Raw genomic sequence first — 20,405 nt, forward strand, 5'->3', positions numbered from 1 at the left:
ACTAAACATTGGAGAAAGATTACTAGGTCCAAGTAATTCAGCTACACCGACTGGTAGCCAAAGGAAAAGCAATAGGTCCAGAAAAGATTTGTAGCAGCTCTTTTCTAGTATTCATACAAAAAATAACACGGATATTAGCAAGTAGAGTTGCTAATGACCGTGTTATTTATAATAGGCTAGACTTCTTTTTTGAATAGTTTTCCTGGCCAAAAGGCGTATTTGCCTAGAACCGTTGTAATGGCTGGTACAAGCAATGGTCGAACAATGAATGTATCCAGAAGGACACCGATTGCAGTGACCACACCAAATTGAACAAGTACTTGAATTGGTAATGTTGCCAGAACAGCGAAAGTCCCTGCTAAAATGAGACCAGCGGATGTTATGACACTTCCCGTTCGGACAACCCCTTCTTCTACAGCTGTTAAATGATCGGTTGTTTTACGTTTTTTCCAAATCTCTGAAATCATAAAGATATTATAATCTTCGCCGAGCGCTACTAAGAACACGAATGCATACAATGGGATAGCTCCAGAAATGGCTTCTGCCCCCATGATATGATGTAAAATCAACCAACCTGCCCCTAATGCTCCAAAGTAAGAGATGATCACGGTTGCTAATAAATAAACAGTGGCCGTAATGGAACGTAAATAAACAAATAATAATAATGCGATTAAAGCAATCATGGTTGGCATAATAACCGTTTCATCACGCTTAGTTATTTGCTGGGTATCATACTGACTAGCAGTTTCTCCACCGATCCAAACGTGCTTATCGGCATTTTTAAGCCCACTTTGCTCCAGCATTTCGACAACTTCTGCCTTTAACTCAGGAATATGAGCCAATGATTCCTTCGCATAGGGGTTGGCATTTAAAGATAGCTCATATAACTGAATAGCGTTATTTTTTTCACCTATTTGCACATCTGCCACGCTATCAATATAAGAAATTGTTGAAAGCTGTTGCTGTAAATTAATTTCATTTCCCTCTGTATCAATCACTAATTGTACAGGTGCTAATTCTCCAGGCGAAAAATTCTCTTCTATTAAAGTGAAGCCTTCTCTTGACGGCATGTCTTTTGGGAAGGATGAAAGTAGATCAAACGTATATTGAATACGTGGAACGAATGCCGCTAATCCACCAAGTAAAATAACAGTTACAGTAATAACTATCCATGGCTTATGCGTAACGAAATGTCCGATTTTATGACTAATCTTATGTGACGGCTTATGTTGTTTCTTCCTTTTGTTAAGTGCCATCTCTTCTGTACGTGGAACAAATGGAAAGAAAGCTACACGACCAATGATAACAAGAATAGCAGGAAGGACAACGAGAGCTGCAATTCCCATTACAAGTACACCAAAGCTGAATGGCACGGCAAAGCGTTGGAATGCACCATAATGAGCCAGACTAAGGGTAGCTAGGCCAATGACCACCGTCAGGGCACTCATTAAAATAGCACCACCTGATTCTTTCACAGCGAGTTTCATTGCGACAGTTTTATCCTCAACATGAAAGAGAACTTCTCGGTATTTAGAAATCAGGAATAAACAATAATCCGTACCTGCGCCAAAAAGCAATACCGTCATAATAGAGACAGCCTGTGAATCTTTATCAATCCATCCTTGATCCGCAAAGAAGCCTAATGTTGGGCTGATCACTCCATAGGCAAGACCTACAACTAGTAAAGGAATAATAGCCAGTAATGGCGAACGATATATGATAATAAGTAGTACTAAAACAAGCAATACGGTTGCAATCAATAGCTTCACATCTGCTTGGGAGAATAAACTAACAGCATCAGTAGCGATTCCAACTGGCCCTGAATAGCGTACATGAAGCATGTCATTCGAAAGTTTCTTATCTAATTGAACTTCGTTACTCTCCATTATTTTAGTAAGTTTATCTAAACTATCTTGTAGGGCATCTGTAGCGACACCTTTTTCAAAAAACACAGGTGTAACAATGGTTGTGCCATTTTCTGAAGCGGCTGCTGATAGAGCCTGGGCTGGCATTTTATCAAATGGTGGGACCATCGTTTGATGAGCTAATGGTTTAGCTTGAAGCTCACTGTATATACTTTGTATAGCTGAATAGTCTTCAGTCGTTAGACCGCTGTCTCGATACCAAACTAATAATAATGGTGTACCTGCATCATTAGGGAATTGTTCGGCAATCATTGCTGCGGCCTGTTCAGACATTTCCGTGTCAGGTAGGTTTTTGCCTGACTCACTTTCGATGCTATTAATTTGTGGCCAAGCAAACGACAATACAATTACTAATAACACCCAAAAGGCTAGTGCTAATAAGCGCCCCTTTTTACTTGCAACCATTGAGCCCCATTGCTCAAGTGGATGTTTTTTCATGAGAAGACCTCCATTTCATGTAAGTGATTTAATTATATATACTAGAAGGTTAATTAATCAATCTAGAAATACTGATATGTTATAATATGAGTAAAAAGACTGCTTATTTATAAAGGAGGTGAACTTGTTGAAACAGTCACCGCGTGTGCTTGGAAGACCTCGCCATGATGAAAATGCGAAACCGACAAAAGATCTAGTCCTTGAGACGGCTACAAAACTTTTTATTAAAGAAGGCTACAAAAATATTTCGATGGATGATGTAGCGAAAGCTTGTAACGTAACAAAGGCGACTATCTACTACTACTACCCAACTAAAGGCGAATTGTATACATCGGCACTCATAGCTATGATGGATCGCATCAGGTTATCCATTCTACAAATTTTGGAGCAACAAAAACCATTTAAAGAACGCCTTGAACAGCTCGTTGAAGTTCATTTATCAGCAACTATTGATATTGATATGAATAATTTTATGCGGGAGGCCTCCATCAATTTATCGGAATCTCAGTTGAGACAAGTACAAGCATCCGAAAATGAAATGTATCAAACAATTGAGCGGGCTATGCAAATGGAGATGGAGAAGGGCACAATTCGAAAAGGAAATGCCAAGTTTTTTGCTCATAACTTTATGGCATTGATGACAGTAGGGTATTTTAAAGATGGCGATGGAAAAACTTTGTTAGGTTCAGTAGATGTAACGGCAAAAGAAGTAACAAATTTCTTTTGGCTGTCTGTTCAAAATAAATAAAGCTTTGAAAGGAGTTATCTCATTAGATTAGAGATAACTCCTTTCATTGTTATATTTAAAAAAGGGTTCTAAAAATGACAAGAAAGTGAATGATAATAAAAGAATTTGGTGTATTAGAAAATTTATGATAGTAAGGCAGTTAATAGTTGATAAAATCAATGAATTTTGAAAAGATTGTCGAAATTGTGATTTAGCGCATTGAAATAATGTACAAACAGTCTTATAATGAAGGTTGTAATGTCACCAAGACAGATAAGGATGGTATTATGATGCGCTTTTTGCGACTTAAAGTTAACATTGTAATAACAAGTCATACGAATCGCTATCCAGCCCTTGTGACTGGTGATTGTGTAGGATATACGCTGTAACGACTGTTAAGTTTTACCTTAATGGTCTTTTTTACATGTAAGCAATAAAAAATAGTACTAGTGATGGCAAAGGAGAGTTCAAAATGTCAGAAACGAATAACCAAACACAGGCTGAACAAGTAACTGTGAGTAAAGAGCAATTAGATGTACTAGATCAATTACTAAAACCTGAAGTTCAAGAATCACTTACAACTTTAGTTGAGCAATTACCAAAGTTAACTGAAATGATGACTTTATTAACGAAATCATACGAGTTTGCTCAAGCTGTTGCAACAGACGAAGTGCTTAAAAATGATACTGTTGGTGCAGTAACAGAAATCGCTGGACCTGTAGTAGGCTCTGCGAAAAACCTAGCAGCAACTGCAATTGAAGCGAAAGACCGAGCATCTGAAAGCCACGAAGTAATTGGTTTATTCGGTCTTGTGAAAATGTTAAAAGACCCTCAAGTTCAAAATGTATTCCGTTTTGTTAATGCTTTCTTACAAGTAAGCTCAGAACGCAAAGCTAAATAAGACTTAAGGTAAATTCAATTCGTAAGGACGGAGGATTAATTAATCATGTCAAAAGAAATCGTCATCTTAGGTGCAGGTTACGCTGGCGTTTTAACTGCATTAACTGCACGTAAGTATCTATCAGCTGATGAAGCTAAAATTACCGTAGTAAACCAATTCCCAACACACCAAATTATCACTGAACTTCACCGTTTAGCAGGTGGTACAATTGCAGAAGGTGCTGTTGCATTACCACTTAAAAAAATCTTTAAAGGTTTAGACATCGATCTACACATTGCAAAAGTAACGAAATTCAATGTAGATAATAAAAAAGTGGATTTAGATAATGGCTATACATTAACGTACGATACGCTTGTAGTATCTTTAGGAAGCCAAACTGGTTTCTTCGGTATCCCTGGATTAGAAGAAAACTCAATGGTTCTTAAATCAGTAAATGATGCCAATAAAATTAACAAACATATCGAAGATCGCATTAAAGCATATGCACAATCTAAAGATGAAGCAGATGCAACAATCGTTATCGGTGGTGGCGGTTTAACAGGTGTTGAACTTGTTGGTGAAATCGTGGACAACTTCCCGAAAATCGCTGCAAAACACGGTGTTAACTTTGCGGATCTTAAAATTAAACTTGTTGAAGCTGGTCCAAAAATCTTACCAGTACTTCCGGATACACTTATCCAACGCGCTACTGAAAGCTTAACAAAACGCGGTGTAGAATTTATTACAGGAACACCTGTAACTGGTGTTGACGGTAATGTTATTTCTCTAAAAGACCGCGAACCAATTGTTGCAAACACACTTGTATGGACAGGTGGGGTAGCACCACTTCCACTAGTAGGTGAATCAGGCCTTGCAGCTGATCGTGGTAAAGCAACAATTAATGAATTCCTACAATCTACATCACACGAAGATGTATTTGTTATTGGTGATGCATCTGTAGCATTACCAGCTGATGGTGGTCGTCCACTTTACGCGCCAACTGCGCAAGTTGCTTGGCAAATGGGTGAGCTTGCTGGTTATAACGTCTTTGCACAATATAAAAACCAAGAGATGAAATCATTCTCTGCGGTTAATTCTGGTACACTTGCAAGCCTTGGCCGTAAAGATGCTGTTGCTACAATCGGTGCAAGCAACACAGAGCTTAAAGGCCTTCCTGCAACATTAATGAAAGAAGCTTCAAATATTCGTTATTTAACACATATTAAAGCTCTATTCGGTTTAGCTTACTAAAAATTATTATCCCACTTCCATTAGGAGGTGGGATTTTTTTATGGAAAGCTTGCTTTTACGATATTTGTTTATTAATTACTTCAAAGAGAGTAAAATTAATACAAATCTAGTTACTGGAGTGATGACATGTGTTAACGATATTTCAATCAAAAAGAGAAGATATAGAGCAATTTAAGGATAAAATTGATGAGTTGAATGCAAAGCTAGATAAGAAGGATCATGAATTTCAAATTTTTCTCAATGAATTACATAAGGAATTAATTTCGACGATTGGACAGCATGATATAGTTAATCACCAACATGTCATTTTGGGTGAAATGGTTACTAATATTTTAAACGAGTTTAATCGTGTAGAAAGCAGCACCATTGAATCCAATACCATATCTGGCCATGCTCTAGAAAAAGGAAACTCTTTAATTCTTTCATCAGATGAAATGGTTTCTTTATCGATTGATAGTAAACAAGCTGTAAAAGAAGTTCAGCATGTTATTGATGAGCTTGGTGAGCAATCAAGAAAAACAACGAATAGTATGAACCATTTAAGTGAACGTTCAAAGCAAATAACAGATATCGTCAAAGTCATCAGTGAGATTTCTAATCAAACCAATTTACTGGCATTGAATGCATCGATTGAAGCAGCGAGAGCAGGGGAGCACGGCAAAGGGTTTTCAGTCGTTGCAGAAGAAGTACGAAAGCTTGCTGAAAATACAAAATCAAGTACAGAGGATATTGTGAATCTTACGAAAAAAATTGAGGATCAAATATCTGAGGCATATGATGATAATAAAAATAATATGCAACTGGTGACAGAAGGGCTTCAAAAGAGCACAGATACGTCTGAGCAAATTAACGCATTACTCCAAATCATTATGAATGTCCAAGGTGAAGTGAAGGAATTACTTCATTATATAGATAGCCAAAAAATTTCAACTGAAGATGTCATGAGTAAATTTAAAACAACGACAGCACTTTTTGATGAAACAAATAAAGTCTTAACTGACCATATTGATGAATCAGATATCGTCACAAAAAAATTACTAGAAGCAGTTGAAAAGGTGAAGGGTTTCCCTAATTCAATTTAACTATAGTTTTACTTGATACATAAAAAGGCACCGTTCTAAAAATGATTAGAATGGTGCTTTTTCGATATTAAAGATTGGAATTAAATATTTCTTTTGTAGCTTTCTGTATTAGCTTTGGTAGCACGCCGAAGGAATAAGGCTTATAAACTCTCTCAGTCCATTTGTGGCCATCTTTTCCGTATACACCCATTGTAACAGAAGGGATATTCAGCGCCTTTATTTTTTCAAATGGTAGGGGATAAAGGGTATCCCATTTTGGGAAGTTATTGAGCAACTCTTGGAGTTCCTCTTGTGTAGCATGAATAGATAAGAAGCTTCCATCCGCTAAGTAAGGAAAAAAGCGTTTCACCTGAAATACTTCTCCTGTTTCATTCGCTACCTCATGAACGACTTGTGATATGGTTTGCTTTAATAACTGATCTCTTACCACATTTCTCTTTAAATAATTATGGGGGAGGAATGGTGGTGCAAAGAATAGCACAACTCGAGGCTTATGCTCGGGATCTGCCTTTTGCAGGGCATCAACGATTGCAAACGACTGTTGGCGTAATTCCTTGCCTACATTTTTTTTCAAGACATCAGCAATTATAAGCTCGGTCTGAATACCCTTTCCGTTTAAATAAACAATAAGCTCATCATAAGTAACAACCTCTATATGCCATGATAATGAACGCTTAGGTACGTTGGAGCGTTCAATATATTTCTCATACTGAAGCTGTAAATATTGCTCTGCCTCAAGACATGCCTGTTGTGCGACAGACTTAAGTTTCTTAACAACATGATCTGGTGACTCTTCATATAAAAAATAGTTAAAATAAATTTGGCTAGTAGATGCCGTTTGAACCGTATAGGATTCTTTGGTGTCACGTTGGTATAAGCAAGTAGGTGGAAGGATGGTTTCTCCTGCAATTGCCTCCGTTAATGCTAAATTATTATGAATACGCTCCGTTATTTTAGCTGCCATATAATTAGGGTCGATACCGCTTAATGTATCTCCCACATGTACTTCCCGCCCATAAATGTGGAAAGAGGGTAGCAATTTTCCGGCAACACCCGTATAAATATAACGGTGAGGATCATCACCATATAAAGGAGTTGTAAAGTCCGTATTAATTGCCATTAAAAAATCTAGTGCTTGTTCCACTTTTAAACGGTTAAGCTCATCTAATGCATCAATAATTCCATTATGCTCTGCTTCTTCGCCACCATTTAAAATAAGTAATATATTTCCTTCTAATTCATTAAGATGATTGGTGAAATATTGAATATTGGCAATATGGACTGCAGCTCCGCTTTTCATATCTACAGCTCCACGCCCAAACATCCAGTCGCCACTTTGAGCATCCTTCTGTACATCCGTATTTCCTTCATAGGTTTTAAAGAAATCCTCAAGCTTGGTAGGAGAAAAAGCAAACTCTTTTAAATGACCATAATCCTCTATATCCACTGTATCTAAATGAGCGTGGTAGATTATTGTTTTTTTTGTTTCATTAGGACTTTTTACGAAGGCAAAAAGATTTTTCCGGCCAATGGGGTCCTGTTTTACGTTTAAAGTCCAAAGAAATGTAGGATTTTCTTGATAGTAAGGGAATTCCTTCATTTTCTCATAGATATACTCGATAATTTTTCCTTCACCTTGAGTACCATTAATACTATTAATATTTACTAATTCATTTGTAAGCTCTTCAATTTGCTGTGCGATGGGTAACTGTCTTAGTTGTGAATACATGTATATTGCTCCTTTTTTGTTCGATTAGATATCATTCAAAATAGCAACTATGTTTACTTTATTGTTTCGTTATGTGAAAATTAATCCGCATTATGGAATATAATTCATCATATAAGAAAAAACTATAAACGTCAATTTTCATTTTTATAAAATTCTGTTTCTTTTTATTAATTTATTCGGTTGCAAGTCTATATAAATGAGTAAAAATTCGTTAAAATGAATAAAAGGAGGATGAGCAATGATTCAATCCATTGAAAGAGCAATGATGATTATTCATGTACTAGCCAAGAATCCTAAACGATTCTTTTCTGTTCAAGATATATATAATGAAACAGACTTACCTAGCAGTACAATATATCGTTTATTGTATACATTAGAAAACTTTGATTTAGTAGAAAGAAATGAGGAAAAAAAGGAATTTCGTTTAGGGTATACATGGTTACAGCTCGGCATGAAAATGTACCACAATACAAACATCCGAGAAAAAGCCCATCCTTTATTAGAAGAACTTGCGATTAATGTCCGGGAAACAGCATATTTAAATATTCCAAAACTAAATAATTCTATTATTATTGATCGTGTAGATAGCCCTAAAAATGTACGTATCATTGATATGATAGGTGAAAAAATCCCCTATCCGATTGGAGCAGCGAATAAAGTATTACTTGCATTCTCAGAGAAGGAAATGCAAGCAGGCTTTCTAAAAAATATAAGTGATCTTGAAAAAATAGAGTTAATGGAACAATTAAATGTCATCAAAGATAAGGGATACTCTATTAGCTATGGAGAAAAAACAAAGGGAACAGTATCAGTGGCTGCACCCGTTTTTGATTTAAATAAAGAACCAATTGCAGCAATTAGCGCAGAGTGTTTTGAGTATGATACAGATACTGAAAAATTAGAAAGTATTGCAAAGGAAGTCACAAGAGCTGCTCACCTTCTTTCACAAGAGCTAGGTCATATGTAAATAGGTCTTTTCCACGTAAGGAAAAGACCTATTTTTGTTTACCTAATTATGAGACTCAGAAGTACTTTGATACAAAGTCGCTTTAGAAGAGCGTATCGTTAAAATAAATAAAATGATAGCTACCGTCACCATGACAAATGAGGCACTTACTATAACAAATCGTATAGAAATAGATTCAGCAGTCACTCCAAATGCAGCTGTTAAAATTATGATGAAAAGGGCTTCAAAAAAACCATAAATACTCCCTATACGTCCCATGCTTTCAGCAGGAATATTATTTTGATAAAAAGTATAGAAACCTGTATTCGCAAAAGCTGTTGCGAATGATAAGAGGAAGCAACCTAAAGCTGCCATAAAAAAGGTATAGGAAGAAGTAAACAGTAAATAACCGAAGGCCGTCGTTATAGACCCCATGCCGATTAACCAAGCAGTAGAGGTTTTTTCAACAAAGGCTGAATTGGTTAGAGAACCAATTAGTACACCGACACCTGCAATACTGACTAAAATCCCATATTCTCCCTCTGATAAAGCAAGCACTTGAGTGGCAAAAGCAGCCTCTAAAGAATCAGTCGCTGTCATCAATACAATGGTAGTACTAAACAACAAATAGACTGCCATCACATAGGCATTTTTTAAGCTAAAATGGATGACCATTTTCCAATCATGGAGCAATATTTTATAATATGTTGCATTTTCTGTACGATGAGTAAAGCCTAATTGTTCATGTATTTCAACATCCGGCATTTTTATAGTTATGCAGGCAGATAAAAATAAAGCAATAGCATTTAAGTATATAGCCATATTCGGTGTATCGAGCATAAATAGAAAGCCTGCAATAGCTGGACCTGTTAGGAAGGCCCCAGAATCAAGTAGACTACGTAATGAGTTAAAGCGTTTCCTTTGCTCTATCGGTATCAATTTAGTGATGTAAGTCATAGAGGTAGGATGATACATAGAACTAGTAGCTGTAATGAAAAAGACTAAAACATAAATCCATCCTAAGCTCGAAAAGCAAGGAAGTGCGACAATCAGTATGGACCGGCAAAGATTCAATAGGACCATCAGGTGTTTTTTATTAAAGCGGTCTATTAAACTACCAGACCAAAAATTAGTAAACAATGTGGAGAGAGCTCTGACAATATACAAGCCAGATACGGCAAGTGCGGATTCTGTCAGATTGAGTACAATAAGGTTTAAAGCAATAAAATAAATCCAATCACCGATACTAGAAATACCAATACTACTTAAAAGGATAATTGGATAGCGCCACGATTTTAAAGACTTTTTCATATAAATTCCTCCTTCAGCAAAAGTGATCTTGCAAAATAAAAAATCCCACCCCCAAGACAGTAGTCTTAGGGACGAGACGGAAGAATTTATGCTCACGTGGTGCCACCCTAGTTCACTATTATGTTGCCATAATAGCCTTTTCAGTACGACACGAATGTTTATACTGTAACTCTATAACGGGAGTTCCCGTCGCACTATCATTCCAATGGAAATCCAATGCGCTACTCTGAGACTTGTTTCAATAATTCGTTCCTGCTCGTTTTCAGCAACCGGAGCTCTCTGGGAAGAACAGCCTTATTTACTCTTCTCTTCACTGTATTTTGGATAGTGTAGCATATATATATAATTTTGGTAAAGCGTTACATTGAAATAGATGGTTCATTTTTTTGATTGTAAGCTTTTAGTCTGCTAACGCCCTTCAGTTTGAAAAATCCAGATAACATAAAGCATATGCTATTGCTGATTTGATCAAAAAAATCATAAGGTATTCCATTACAGTTCTCTTGCTTAGCTTTAATTTTCATAAAGATATCTCCATTATTTGGAAATTTAGTTTATAATTCGACTATAACAAGGAGGGAGAAAAAAATGAAGGCTATTGTAATAAATGAATTTGGTACGTCTGATGTATTAACATATACGGATTATCCAAAGCCTACAATCTCTACAGGAGAAATCCTAATACGTACAATCTATACGAGTGTGAACTATGCAGATATTAAAAACCGTACAGGTAATAAGGCTAAAGGGAATTTTCCAATGATTCTCGGGTTAGACGTTGCTGGTATTGTAGAAGAGGTTTTTAATGAAAACAGCAATTTTCAGAAGGGGGACCAGGTCATTGCATTTCCGACAAATGGTGCTTATGCAGAGTATGTCGTAGCAAAGGAACAATTGGTTTTTAAAGTCCCCTATGATGTACCACTAGAGAAGGTAGCAGCTGTGCCAACTGTATCGTTTTTATCGTACATCTTAACACATCAGATAGCACCTATTAGTCAAAATGATTTGGTATTAATTCATGCTGCATCTGGTGGGGTAGGAACAATGCTTATTCAAATGGCCAAAAAGCTAGGCGCTAAACAAATTATTGGAACTGTAAGTACTTTGGAGAAGGCATCGATAGCTTATCAGCTTGGGGCAGATCATGTTCTTACATACGATCAATTTAGTGAGCATGTACGAGGCTTTACTGGAGGCCTTGGTGTCGATATTATCTTTGATTCGATTGCGGGAGCTATAACGGAGGAAAGCTTAACTTGCTTAGCACCGTATGGCACACTTGTACAATTCGGCAATAGTGGAGGCAAGGCAGGAACTATTAAAACATCGGATTTACATAGTAGCTGTCGTAATGTAAAAGGATTTAGTCTTGGTACGACTAGGGACTTAAGACCGGAAATGTTACAACAGGTCGCTCAACATATTTTTACTTTATTGAAAGAGGATAGTTTTAAAGTGCCCATTGCTAAAATATTTTCATTAGAGGATATGCAGAAGGCTCATGAGCTGATGGAAAGTCGTCAGCATCAGGGAAAAATAGTAATTAAAATATAGAAAAAAGGGGAGAGTGACGCTCATAGGAAGAGCGCCATCTCTCTTCATCAACTGTCTAATTCATTTAGTTTTTCACAAATTCGTCTTTTTCGATATAGCATAATACCCGTTTCAGCAACATCTTGAATCATTCCTTTATTTGCATATGCGCCGAAGATCATACCAGCAATAGGTATCATCTGAAACAGTTTTTTCCAGCCCATCTGGTCCCGATACGTATAAAATACCTCCTGCCAGCCTTGTAGCTGGGAAATCATATTATCAGTAGCTTTATTAGTACTATTCATAGTGGAAAGCTCCTGTAGGATGGCTTCCTTACCGACAATATCTGCTGATGTGAATTGCAGGCATTTAACAATAAAAATACGCTCCATTTTATCGTTAGGGTCATAGCCGTGAATAATAGCAATTTCTTGCAATGTCTTCAGCGCGGTTCCTAAAATAACAGGTATATCGATAGCCAAGGTAAATATTCCGCCAAACCCAGTAGAAGCCCCTTGAACAGTTGCAAACTTTACACGCTCATTTTGCAATTTATCACTAAGAGTAATCATATCCTCTAACGGGATTTGACCAATATCTGAAATGCCCAAAATATGCTCTGTGGCAGAATGGTTACGGACTTTTTGAATCATAGCTTGTTCATTGATTAAATATTTTCCACCGGATTGTATGTAGTTCCCTAATTCATCGACTAATAATGCAATTTTATTTTGAATAAAAGTAGGCGTCATTTTATCTAACAACTTAAACGGTATTCTACCTAGTTTCTCCCAAAACCATAAATCCTTTTGACCCTTTTCCCAAACCTGAATTTCCTGCAAGTGCTGCTCTAATAGCTGACGGTTCTCCATTAATGTCTATCCCCTTATGTGTTCATTTACTTTACATACGAAAAAAAAAGTATAAGGTTTCGCCTTGCCTCGATTCATCTGTATATTTTTTGTGTCGAAAATAAAGTCATGTACAAATGGACTCGGATCATCTAATAAAATGACATGTTTTTACCAGACAGAAGCAAGGAGTGCAATACCTTCATCTATTTGCTGAAGTGTCAGTCCCCCGTAGCCTAAAATGATTAAAGTATCCTCTGTACCATGCTGATAGGAAGTAGAAGATGGATAGACAAGAATTCCGATCTTTTGAGCAAGTTGAATCGCATTTTTCTCAGAGAGTCTATTAGGTAACTTCATCACAATATGTAGCCCAGATTTTTCACCGATGATTTGAAATTCCTCCGAAAAATGAGTGGAGATAGCAGTTAGTAGAGCTTGTTGTTTTTTACGATAAACTGTTCGCATTTTCGCTAAATGCTTATCAAATTGACCTTCTGCAATAAAATCAGCTAAAACAAGTTGCTCTACTCTGGAGACAACTGATTTTTGTTCATGGTTAAAGGCATTAAACGATGCAATTAATGACTTTGGTAAAATCATATAACTGATTCGCAAAGAAGGCAGCAACGTTTTAGAAAATGTTCCAAAATAAATAACTCGCTGAAGCTGGTCCATTTTTGCTAAAGAGGGGATTGGCTGCCCTTTATAACGAAATTCTGAGTCATAGTCATCTTCAATAATGTATGCATCATTCAAATTTGCCCATTGCAACAAGGCGGCTCTTCTCTCTACGGTCATAATCATGCCTAAAGGAAATTGATGAGCTGGTGTTGTGTATAACATGTGAATTGTTTTTGAAGGAAGTGTTATACCGGCTTTATCCACAGGGATGGCCTCTGTAGACAATCCACATTGTCGTAAAGTAGTATGTACCCGTTTAAAACCTGGTTCTTCTACTCCGACCTTACTCTGGGGACCAAAAAAGAGACTAAGGGCTTGAAGTTGACTTTGTGTTCCACCATAAACAAACACTTGAGAGACATTACAAACAACGCCACGTGAACGTTGTACATAGCGCGCAATTTCAGATCGTAAAACGTCTTCTCCTGCCCAAGGACTTGTGGATAAATTATTCTTGTTTACATGTTTTTTCAGGAGCTTATGCCAAAGTGAATAGGGAAAAGCCTCGTTATCCACATGACCGTTATGAAAATCATACTGAATGTCATTGGATATAATTGTCCCTAGAGGAGTCTCATGCTGCTGTTCCTCTTGTACCCAGTCAAATTCAAAGGGAGCAATAAAATAACCCGACCGCTCTTTACTATAAACATAACCTTCTACCAGTAATTGTTCATAAGCCTCCTTTACAGTATGTACACTTACATCGAGAGTTCTCGCAAGAGCTCGCTTAGAGGGTAATTGCTCATGACCTAAAAGCCTTCTTGCTAAAATGGACTGCCTAATTTCTTCGTAAATCTGTATGTATTTGGCTGAATCTCCTGTCAATGAAATGGATAGCTCCATAAGATAACCTCCTCTGGTATGGTATGGTTTTTAATAATTGGTACTTTCTATCATATCAATTTTACCGTTAAATAATTAAAAAAGGAGTGATACATCATGGAGTTTATTGCATTGGAAAATGAAATAGTTAAACTGAAGCCTTTAGAGTTAAATGATTTATCGGGGATATTAGAGGCGGCGAGTTATCCAGAAATTTGGTCACATATGTCCACAACGATCGAAAAAATGGTGGATGTGAATAACTTTGTGGAAAATGCATTATTAATGCGGCGTAATAAAACAGAATTTCCTTTTGTTATTGTGGATAAAAAGACGGGAGAGATCATAGGGTCTACACGTTTTATGGATATAGATGATACACATCAGCGGGTTGAAATAGGAACTACATGGCTGACACCAGCCTACTGGCGTACTGCTATTAATACCAATTGTAAATACCTATTATTACAATACTGTTTCGAAACCCTTCATTTACAGCGAGTTCAAATCAAAACTGATCATGAAAATAGTCAGTCTCAGAAAGCTATTGAGCGAATAGGAGCGACAAAGGAAGGGGTATTACGGAATCATATGATTCGTAAAGATGGAACCACTCGCCATACAGTCATGTATAGTATTACGTTAGAGGAGTGGCCGCAGGTGAAAATTCACTTAAATCAATTATTAGGCGAATCTATTTAATATTTGGGTTTTAATGGATTTTTATTGACCGCTAAGACTTTTTTTTCTATTAAAAAGTGTCAAAAAATAAGGGAAAGGGTAGAGTACTTAAAAATTGAAAGAGGGTAATCTACTTGAAACCAAAATATACGCTAAGACAAATCTATGGTGAAAATGCAGTTTATACACCAAGAACGCCGTTTAGTGATAATCCATGGATGATGGACGATCCTCATAAACTGGATGCCCTAACTTCTAGAGAAGTAGCAATTGCTGATATTCCTGTATTAGTGCACCGAGCTACCCAAACTGAAAAAGCCCAAGAACTCCATCGATTAACAGGTTTACCATGGGTCGAACAGCCTTTTAGTTATGACACACAGGAGGAGTATTTAGCCCATATTCGATCTTGGTGTGAAGACGACAAAACGATTGTTTGTCAGTATATACATGACTTGGAACATATGGACCGTCAATGCTATTGGATGGATGCTGAGAAATTTAATGAATTGAATTCAAAAGCATATATTGATCATTTAATCGATAGCAAGTTTGTTCCGAGTCGCTTAAATGTTGAAACCTATAGGCTCTCCGATGCCATCAAAAATTGGCAACCGCCTGTTGTCCTTAAGCCGGGGGATGATTCCCCAACCTCTGGAGGATATGGAGTCATCATTTGCCATAATAAAGAGGAACTGACGGAAGGACTGCGGCAATTTAGAATGACCGGAACGGAGAGCATAATTATTGAGGAGCTTTTACAGACAAAGGACAATTATAGCTGTCAATTTGTCTACTCCGAGGAGCTAGGCATTCAATATTTAGGGGCCTCTCAACAAATTACCGATGACAATGGTATTTATCACGGTAATATTATAGTGGATGAAGTTCCTGAAAAGGTCATCGAGGTGGGAAGACATATTATGGAGCAAGGTGTTGCAGAAGGATTCGTTGGTGTCGCAGGATTTGATCTAATTGTCACAGAGGCGGGTGATGTTCAGGCTATTGATTTGAATTTCCGCCAAAATGGCTCCACCTCTATGCTAATGTTTCATGATACTTTAGGTAAGCCTATCAATAAATTTGCCTCCTATGTTGCACAAAGTCCACAGGAAAATGAAGTTTTCTTTCAGACCATTAAGAAGTTTGTTGAACAGAAAATTTTATTTCCGTTATCATTTTATGACGGGAATTATTTCGATGAACCTGTCCCCTCTAGATTCGTTGGAATATGGTATGCCGATCAACTTAGCGAGATTGAAAAACATGAGCAGGAACTATTATAGTAAAAAAGAATGGTCATTAATCGACCACTCTTTTTTTATAAATAACTGCAGCGAGAAACCAAGAAAGTAGAGACCATACAACTATCGTAATCATAGGAATGAAAACATCTATCATTGAATATTTACCTTCTAATGCTTCTGCTAACAGTAATAATTGTGAGCTTGGTAACCATTCTGTAATCTTTAGGATTGGATAAGTAGAAGCAAAATTTAGGGCAATTGAGCCAAAGGAGAAAATTATGATAACCGGTAAAACAATGATGGAACCTTCCATAATAGACTTAGAAAATAATCCACAAATCGTTCCAAGTGCAATATAAAATACAGTAGAAAGTATTAATGAAATCGCTAAAATAAGTAGGTTAGATGGTTTATATCCGACAATAAAAATAGACATAGCTACCACGATCATCGTTACGATAAGAACAAATAAGCTTTTACCAATTAATATATCTCCTAGTGAGGCAGGGGAGAGCATCAGGCTGCGTAATGTGTTTTTCTCCTTCTCCTCCGCAATTAAACAGCATTGTATATAAGCCGTAACCATTGAAAACGTCATATTAATAGGTAAGAGATAAGCGTTGATAGAGGATGCACCTGATTGGTTATATAAAAATGCCAAAATTATTGGCAAGAGTACCATCGAAGATACAGCATAATTACGTGAAAATTCCTTATAATCTTTCATTAATATAGCTTGAATTCTTGTCATTGAAATATTCATACTAAATCACTCCCTGTTATTTGCATAAAAATATCGCCTAATGTTGGTTCATTTGTATGGATTCGAGTAACGACGTTGGCTTGCATCCATTGATACAGCTTTTCGGCATCTTGAGCGCCGTTTTGAATAACTTCTTGTGTACCATCTGTAAGTTCAACAGTCATAGAATCGGTGCCAAATTCCTGCTTCAAGTCGCTTGGAGCACCAATTGCTCGAATTTCCCCTTTATGCAGAAAAGCAACTCGGTCACAAAGTATTTCGGCTTCGCTCATGTCATGTGTTGTTAAAAATATCGTTGTCCCCATGGCATTCAGTTTTCGTAAACCATTATATATATGTTCTGTATTTACAGGATCAAGGGCAGAAGTAGGCTCATCTAAAAATAATAATTCGGGCTTATGCATAATAGCTCTAGCCAGTGTAACCCGCTGAATCATTCCCTTTGATAGCTGACTAATCTTCTTTTTGCGATCAGCATATAAGTTCACAAAATCAAGAGCTTCTTTAACTGCAGTGACTGACAGCTCATATAACTTACTATAGAGTAATAAATTCTCTTCAATAGATAACCTAGTATACAAACCGCTATTATCTGTTAATATACCAAAACGTTTACGATTTTGACTTTGTTTCATGCCAGCTGCTGGCTGTCCAAATAAAAGAACATTTCCAGCAGTTTTTTCAGTTTGCGCAGTCAATATTTTAATAGTAGTTGTTTTTCCAGAGCCGCTCGGACCAAGGAAACCAAATATTTCTCCTTTTTGTATAGTAAAGGAAACATCTTGTAGTGCGGTTTCTTTATTAAAGGTTTTTTTTAAATTCTGTACATCAATTACTGCGTTCATGTGTAAGCCTCCTGTTTGTTGTTGATGTCTAAACTATAAACAACAAGTGAAAGGTTCACAGCAAAAATTAGATGAGAGGCGGAAAAAAGACCATCAACGAAACAATATAGAAGGTGACAAGAGTCGTTTATTTCCTGGGAAATCTACTAAATTCCGAGTATTTCCTTTAAATCTGCTAGTTTATTTTTCGACAAAGGCACAACAGTTTTATCAGTACTGTTGAGTGCAAGGCTATAGCTATTGCGTGTCCATGTAATGATTTCTCGAACCTTTTGTAGGTTAACAATGTATGAACGGTGGCTTCTGAAAAAACCGAATGGTGTCAGTTTTTGCTCTAGCTCATTCAGTGATAGTGTACATGGATAGGCTTCACCTGCAACATTAACAGAAACGATACCTTCCACACTTTCAATATAATCAATTTCTGGTGGATTGAATAAAATTATCTTTTCATTTTTCTTTGTTGGAATTTTATCAATGCGAATCGGTGAATTTTCAAGTTGGGGAGGTGTTTGCTCTAATTCTGCCTCTTTAACATCCAAGGTATGTAAGCCGGCCCCATCTAATCTATGTATAGCAGTACTTGCAATCATTAAGTCTTCTAGATTATTAGAAAGTAAAATGATGCTTTTTTGCCTTTCAGTGAGTGTTTTTAGTATTTGTTGGACATTTTGCTTAGAAAACTCATCGATATTTTGAAAGGGTTCTTCTAATACAAGAAGAGACACCTCCTGAAGATATGTACCCGATAACTTTAATCGCTGTTTTTCACTAGTAGAAAGCTTACTAATTCGAATGTTTCTTTGATCAGTTAAGCTAAATAGCTTTAATAAATCCTCAACCTCATTAGTTGGGCGTTTAAATAATTTTAAATAAAAACGTATATGCTCACGAACAGTAAGGCGTTCATAGAGTGCACTTTCGCGAAAATATGTAAATGTATGGTCTCGTTTCATAAACCATTGCGTTAAAGTATGTATTTTAGAAACATCCGTGTAGATGCCGATAATCATGCCGGGTTGTAAGGAAATAGGAAAACTCGGATAAATCACATTACCTCCCTCAATATATGGGTCAACCAAAATATCTAGATGTTGTTCCATTGTTTGTTCCTCCTAATGTTGTTCTACTCGTAAAAAGTTTAAGATGTTTGCGTGTGCTTGCAAGTAGCTAGCTGGACAAAAATTGGAATTATAAGTATCCATAAAACCGTGATGTCCTTGATATTGCTCTGTCTGAACATTGAATTTATGTCCGAGTTCCTGTTTTATTGCATTCACATCAAAGCTACTTTCATAGCTAGGTAAAATGATCAAAGTTGGACATGATGGTTGGACATCTAAGAATTGGCGTATTCGTGAGCCATAAACACAAATAACTCGATGTAAGGGGAGCGTTGATAATCTCCAGGCTAATGTGGCACCTACACTATATCCAATTAGCACTACCTCATCATACTTTTCACATGCCTCTAGTAGTTTTTTGGATAACATCTCAAGAGGTGCGTCAAAGCCGACTGTATGTAAGAAATAATCATAAGCTTGTTGTTCCTGTTTGTATGAAAAGGATTTTCCTTCTGGATAAAGCGAAACACAGCAAACGGAGGTATACTCGTCAAGGTAAGATTGGGCTTGTTCTTTGATAAATTGATTAATGCCATATATTTCATGTAAAATAAAAATTTTTCTTTTCATGACGACCCCTTTTGGCTTTTTCCAATAGTGTATCAAAAACTAACGTTTACGTATATTTTAGTAATTTATGGATTATGTTTTATGTGAGAATAATAAAAAGCTGTTCGATTAGTTTATAGAAAAGGACCACACAAATTTAGATATGTCTAATATGTGTGGTCCTTTATTTAATTTCTTATTCAACTAGCGCGCCTGATTGTTGAAGATCATTATTCAACTAAAGCCTCGTTACTTAATATCAGCATTTCATTTTATTCAGAATCAACTTAACAAATTTTAATCCATAATTTGATAATGAATTTTACGAATGAGTTTCTTTCTTTTACACATATAAAATAAAATCCATATTGAAAGATGTTACAAATAATAATGATGCAACATTGTCAATATAGATTAATTTTTAAAGTAATAAAGTACCTAAACTCTAACACAATGGTTATTTATTTGGATTTATTAGTTAAGGGTATAGTTTCTGATTGATTATCCCATTTAATTACCGCTTCAATCTTCGAATCTTCTGTAGCGTTTGTACATCCGTTCGGCAACGTGAAAGTTCCATTCTCCTCTATTGGCACATCTCCTGATGAATTACTAATGGCATACTCTACTTTTTCTGGAATAGGTTGATTTCCTATAAACTTAATATACCCACTTGTTGGTTGACAGTCAGCAGATTTCTCAACTTCATAATGTAAGGCCCAATTTTCACTTTCTCCATATAATATAAATGTCTCACCTTCACAACCAGTTAAAAGTAAGAGACTAAAGAAAATTACTATAAATTTAATTTTCTTGCTAAACATTGATAACACCCTTTCAAATACATGTTTTTATATAATTTTGTATTTCTATTATTTTCTTAACAAAAGTTAATCATATTTATCAATATTTTACAATCTATAATTTATTTAAAATAGAAAATATTTACAAAGAATGTATAATAAGAGATGAATATAATGCTATAAACATTTATAAATTTGCTGCAAA

Annotated in this window: 19 protein-coding genes and 1 other annotated feature; of the genes, 8 read left to right on the forward strand and 11 right to left on the reverse strand. The window is 36.3% G+C overall.

Features of this window, described 5'->3' with window-relative positions:
- Positions 1-176: 176 nt before the first annotated feature.
- Entirely contained in the window at positions 177-2,363 is a 2,187-nt protein-coding gene (locus tag MKY88_RS01500) for an MMPL family transporter (protein ID WP_193830742.1), read from the reverse strand.
- 118 nt (positions 2,364-2,481) lie between these two features.
- Between MKY88_RS01500 and MKY88_RS01505 the strand changes: the two genes are divergently transcribed.
- The 4 genes from MKY88_RS01505 (at position 2,482) to MKY88_RS01520 (ending at position 6,303) form a co-directional block, all read left to right on the forward strand.
- Complete coding sequence (locus tag MKY88_RS01505; RefSeq protein ID WP_230584765.1) at positions 2,482-3,111, forward strand: TetR/AcrR family transcriptional regulator; 630 nt, start codon at positions 2,482-2,484, stop codon at positions 3,109-3,111.
- A 451-nt stretch (positions 3,112-3,562) separates the two neighbouring features.
- Positions 3,563-3,991 carry a DUF1641 domain-containing protein gene (locus MKY88_RS01510; protein WP_004227758.1) on the forward strand — a complete coding sequence of 143 codons (429 nt, stop codon included), beginning with the start codon at positions 3,563-3,565 and terminating at the stop codon, positions 3,989-3,991.
- A 45-nt stretch (positions 3,992-4,036) separates the two neighbouring features.
- Positions 4,037-5,221, forward strand: a complete 1,185-nt coding sequence (locus MKY88_RS01515) for an NAD(P)/FAD-dependent oxidoreductase (RefSeq protein ID WP_069479813.1) — start codon at positions 4,037-4,039, stop codon at positions 5,219-5,221.
- A gap of 128 nt (positions 5,222-5,349) precedes the next feature.
- Positions 5,350-6,303, forward strand: a complete 954-nt coding sequence (locus MKY88_RS01520; RefSeq protein ID WP_193830744.1) for a methyl-accepting chemotaxis protein — start codon at positions 5,350-5,352, stop codon at positions 6,301-6,303.
- 67 nt (positions 6,304-6,370) lie between these two features.
- On the opposite strand, the gene MKY88_RS01525 is transcribed toward MKY88_RS01520, so the two are convergent.
- Positions 6,371-8,032: a M20/M25/M40 family metallo-hydrolase gene (locus tag MKY88_RS01525; protein WP_258269841.1), complete on the reverse strand. Its 1,662-nt coding sequence runs from the start codon at positions 8,030-8,032 to the stop codon at positions 6,371-6,373.
- Between the two features lie 238 nt (positions 8,033-8,270).
- Here MKY88_RS01525 and MKY88_RS01530 point away from each other — a divergent pair, with 238 nt between their 5' ends.
- A complete protein-coding gene (locus MKY88_RS01530; protein ID WP_328205306.1) occupies positions 8,271-8,999 on the forward strand; it encodes an IclR family transcriptional regulator in 729 nt (242 codons plus the stop codon).
- A gap of 42 nt (positions 9,000-9,041) precedes the next feature.
- Here the strand turns inward: MKY88_RS01530 and MKY88_RS01535 are convergent, their stop codons facing one another.
- The gene (locus MKY88_RS01535) at positions 9,042-10,289 is read right to left on the reverse strand and encodes an MFS transporter (protein ID WP_328205304.1); all 1,248 of its coding nucleotides are present in this window, start codon (positions 10,287-10,289) and stop codon (positions 9,042-9,044) included.
- A gap of 64 nt (positions 10,290-10,353) precedes the next feature.
- Positions 10,354-10,612: a binding site (T-box leader), on the reverse strand.
- A 36-nt stretch (positions 10,613-10,648) separates the two neighbouring features.
- Positions 10,649-10,813, reverse strand: a complete 165-nt coding sequence (locus MKY88_RS01540; RefSeq protein WP_340812864.1) for a hypothetical protein — start codon at positions 10,811-10,813, stop codon at positions 10,649-10,651.
- 64 nt (positions 10,814-10,877) lie between these two features.
- Between MKY88_RS01540 and MKY88_RS01545 the strand changes: the two genes are divergently transcribed.
- Entirely contained in the window at positions 10,878-11,846 is a 969-nt protein-coding gene (locus MKY88_RS01545; RefSeq protein WP_340812865.1) for a quinone oxidoreductase family protein, read from the forward strand.
- Positions 11,847-11,893: 47 nt separating this feature from the next.
- On the opposite strand, the gene MKY88_RS01550 is transcribed toward MKY88_RS01545, so the two are convergent.
- The gene (locus tag MKY88_RS01550) at positions 11,894-12,700 is read right to left on the reverse strand and encodes an EcsC family protein (RefSeq protein WP_340812866.1); all 807 of its coding nucleotides are present in this window, start codon (positions 12,698-12,700) and stop codon (positions 11,894-11,896) included.
- Positions 12,701-12,850: 150 nt separating this feature from the next.
- Positions 12,851-14,209, reverse strand: a complete 1,359-nt coding sequence (gene pdxR, locus MKY88_RS01555) for a MocR-like pyridoxine biosynthesis transcription factor PdxR (protein ID WP_340812867.1) — start codon at positions 14,207-14,209, stop codon at positions 12,851-12,853.
- Positions 14,210-14,305: 96 nt separating this feature from the next.
- Here pdxR and MKY88_RS01560 point away from each other — a divergent pair, with 96 nt between their 5' ends.
- A complete protein-coding gene (locus MKY88_RS01560) occupies positions 14,306-14,890 on the forward strand; it encodes a GNAT family N-acetyltransferase (RefSeq protein ID WP_036122450.1) in 585 nt (194 codons plus the stop codon).
- A 113-nt stretch (positions 14,891-15,003) separates the two neighbouring features.
- On the forward strand, positions 15,004-16,155 hold the full coding sequence (ldmS, locus tag MKY88_RS01565) for an L-aspartate--L-methionine ligase LdmS (protein WP_193830752.1): 1,152 nt from the start codon (positions 15,004-15,006) through the stop codon (positions 16,153-16,155).
- Between the two features lie 16 nt (positions 16,156-16,171).
- On the opposite strand, the gene MKY88_RS01570 is transcribed toward ldmS, so the two are convergent.
- The 5 genes from MKY88_RS01570 to MKY88_RS01590 all read right to left on the reverse strand — a co-directional run bounded on the left by MKY88_RS01570 (position 16,172) and on the right by MKY88_RS01590 (position 20,221).
- Complete coding sequence (locus tag MKY88_RS01570; RefSeq protein WP_340812868.1) at positions 16,172-16,879, reverse strand: ABC transporter permease; 708 nt, start codon at positions 16,877-16,879, stop codon at positions 16,172-16,174.
- Positions 16,876-17,724, reverse strand: coding sequence for an ABC transporter ATP-binding protein (locus MKY88_RS01575; protein WP_328205293.1), 849 nt, complete (start codon positions 17,722-17,724; stop codon positions 16,876-16,878). The genes MKY88_RS01570 and MKY88_RS01575 overlap by 4 nt, the downstream gene beginning before the upstream one ends.
- A 146-nt stretch (positions 17,725-17,870) precedes the next feature.
- Positions 17,871-18,827, reverse strand: coding sequence for a LytTR family transcriptional regulator DNA-binding domain-containing protein (locus MKY88_RS01580; RefSeq protein ID WP_340812869.1), 957 nt, complete (start codon positions 18,825-18,827; stop codon positions 17,871-17,873).
- A 12-nt stretch (positions 18,828-18,839) separates the two neighbouring features.
- Positions 18,840-19,454, reverse strand: a complete 615-nt coding sequence (locus MKY88_RS01585) for a dienelactone hydrolase family protein (RefSeq protein ID WP_193830756.1) — start codon at positions 19,452-19,454, stop codon at positions 18,840-18,842.
- A 404-nt stretch (positions 19,455-19,858) separates the two neighbouring features.
- Complete coding sequence (locus MKY88_RS01590; RefSeq protein ID WP_340812870.1) at positions 19,859-20,221, reverse strand: hypothetical protein; 363 nt, start codon at positions 20,219-20,221, stop codon at positions 19,859-19,861.
- Between the last annotated feature and the right edge of the window lie 184 nt (positions 20,222-20,405).

It is taken from the genome of Lysinibacillus sp. FSL R7-0073 (assembly GCF_038009065.1).
Lineage (GTDB): Bacteria > Bacillota > Bacilli > Bacillales_A > Planococcaceae > Lysinibacillus > Lysinibacillus fusiformis.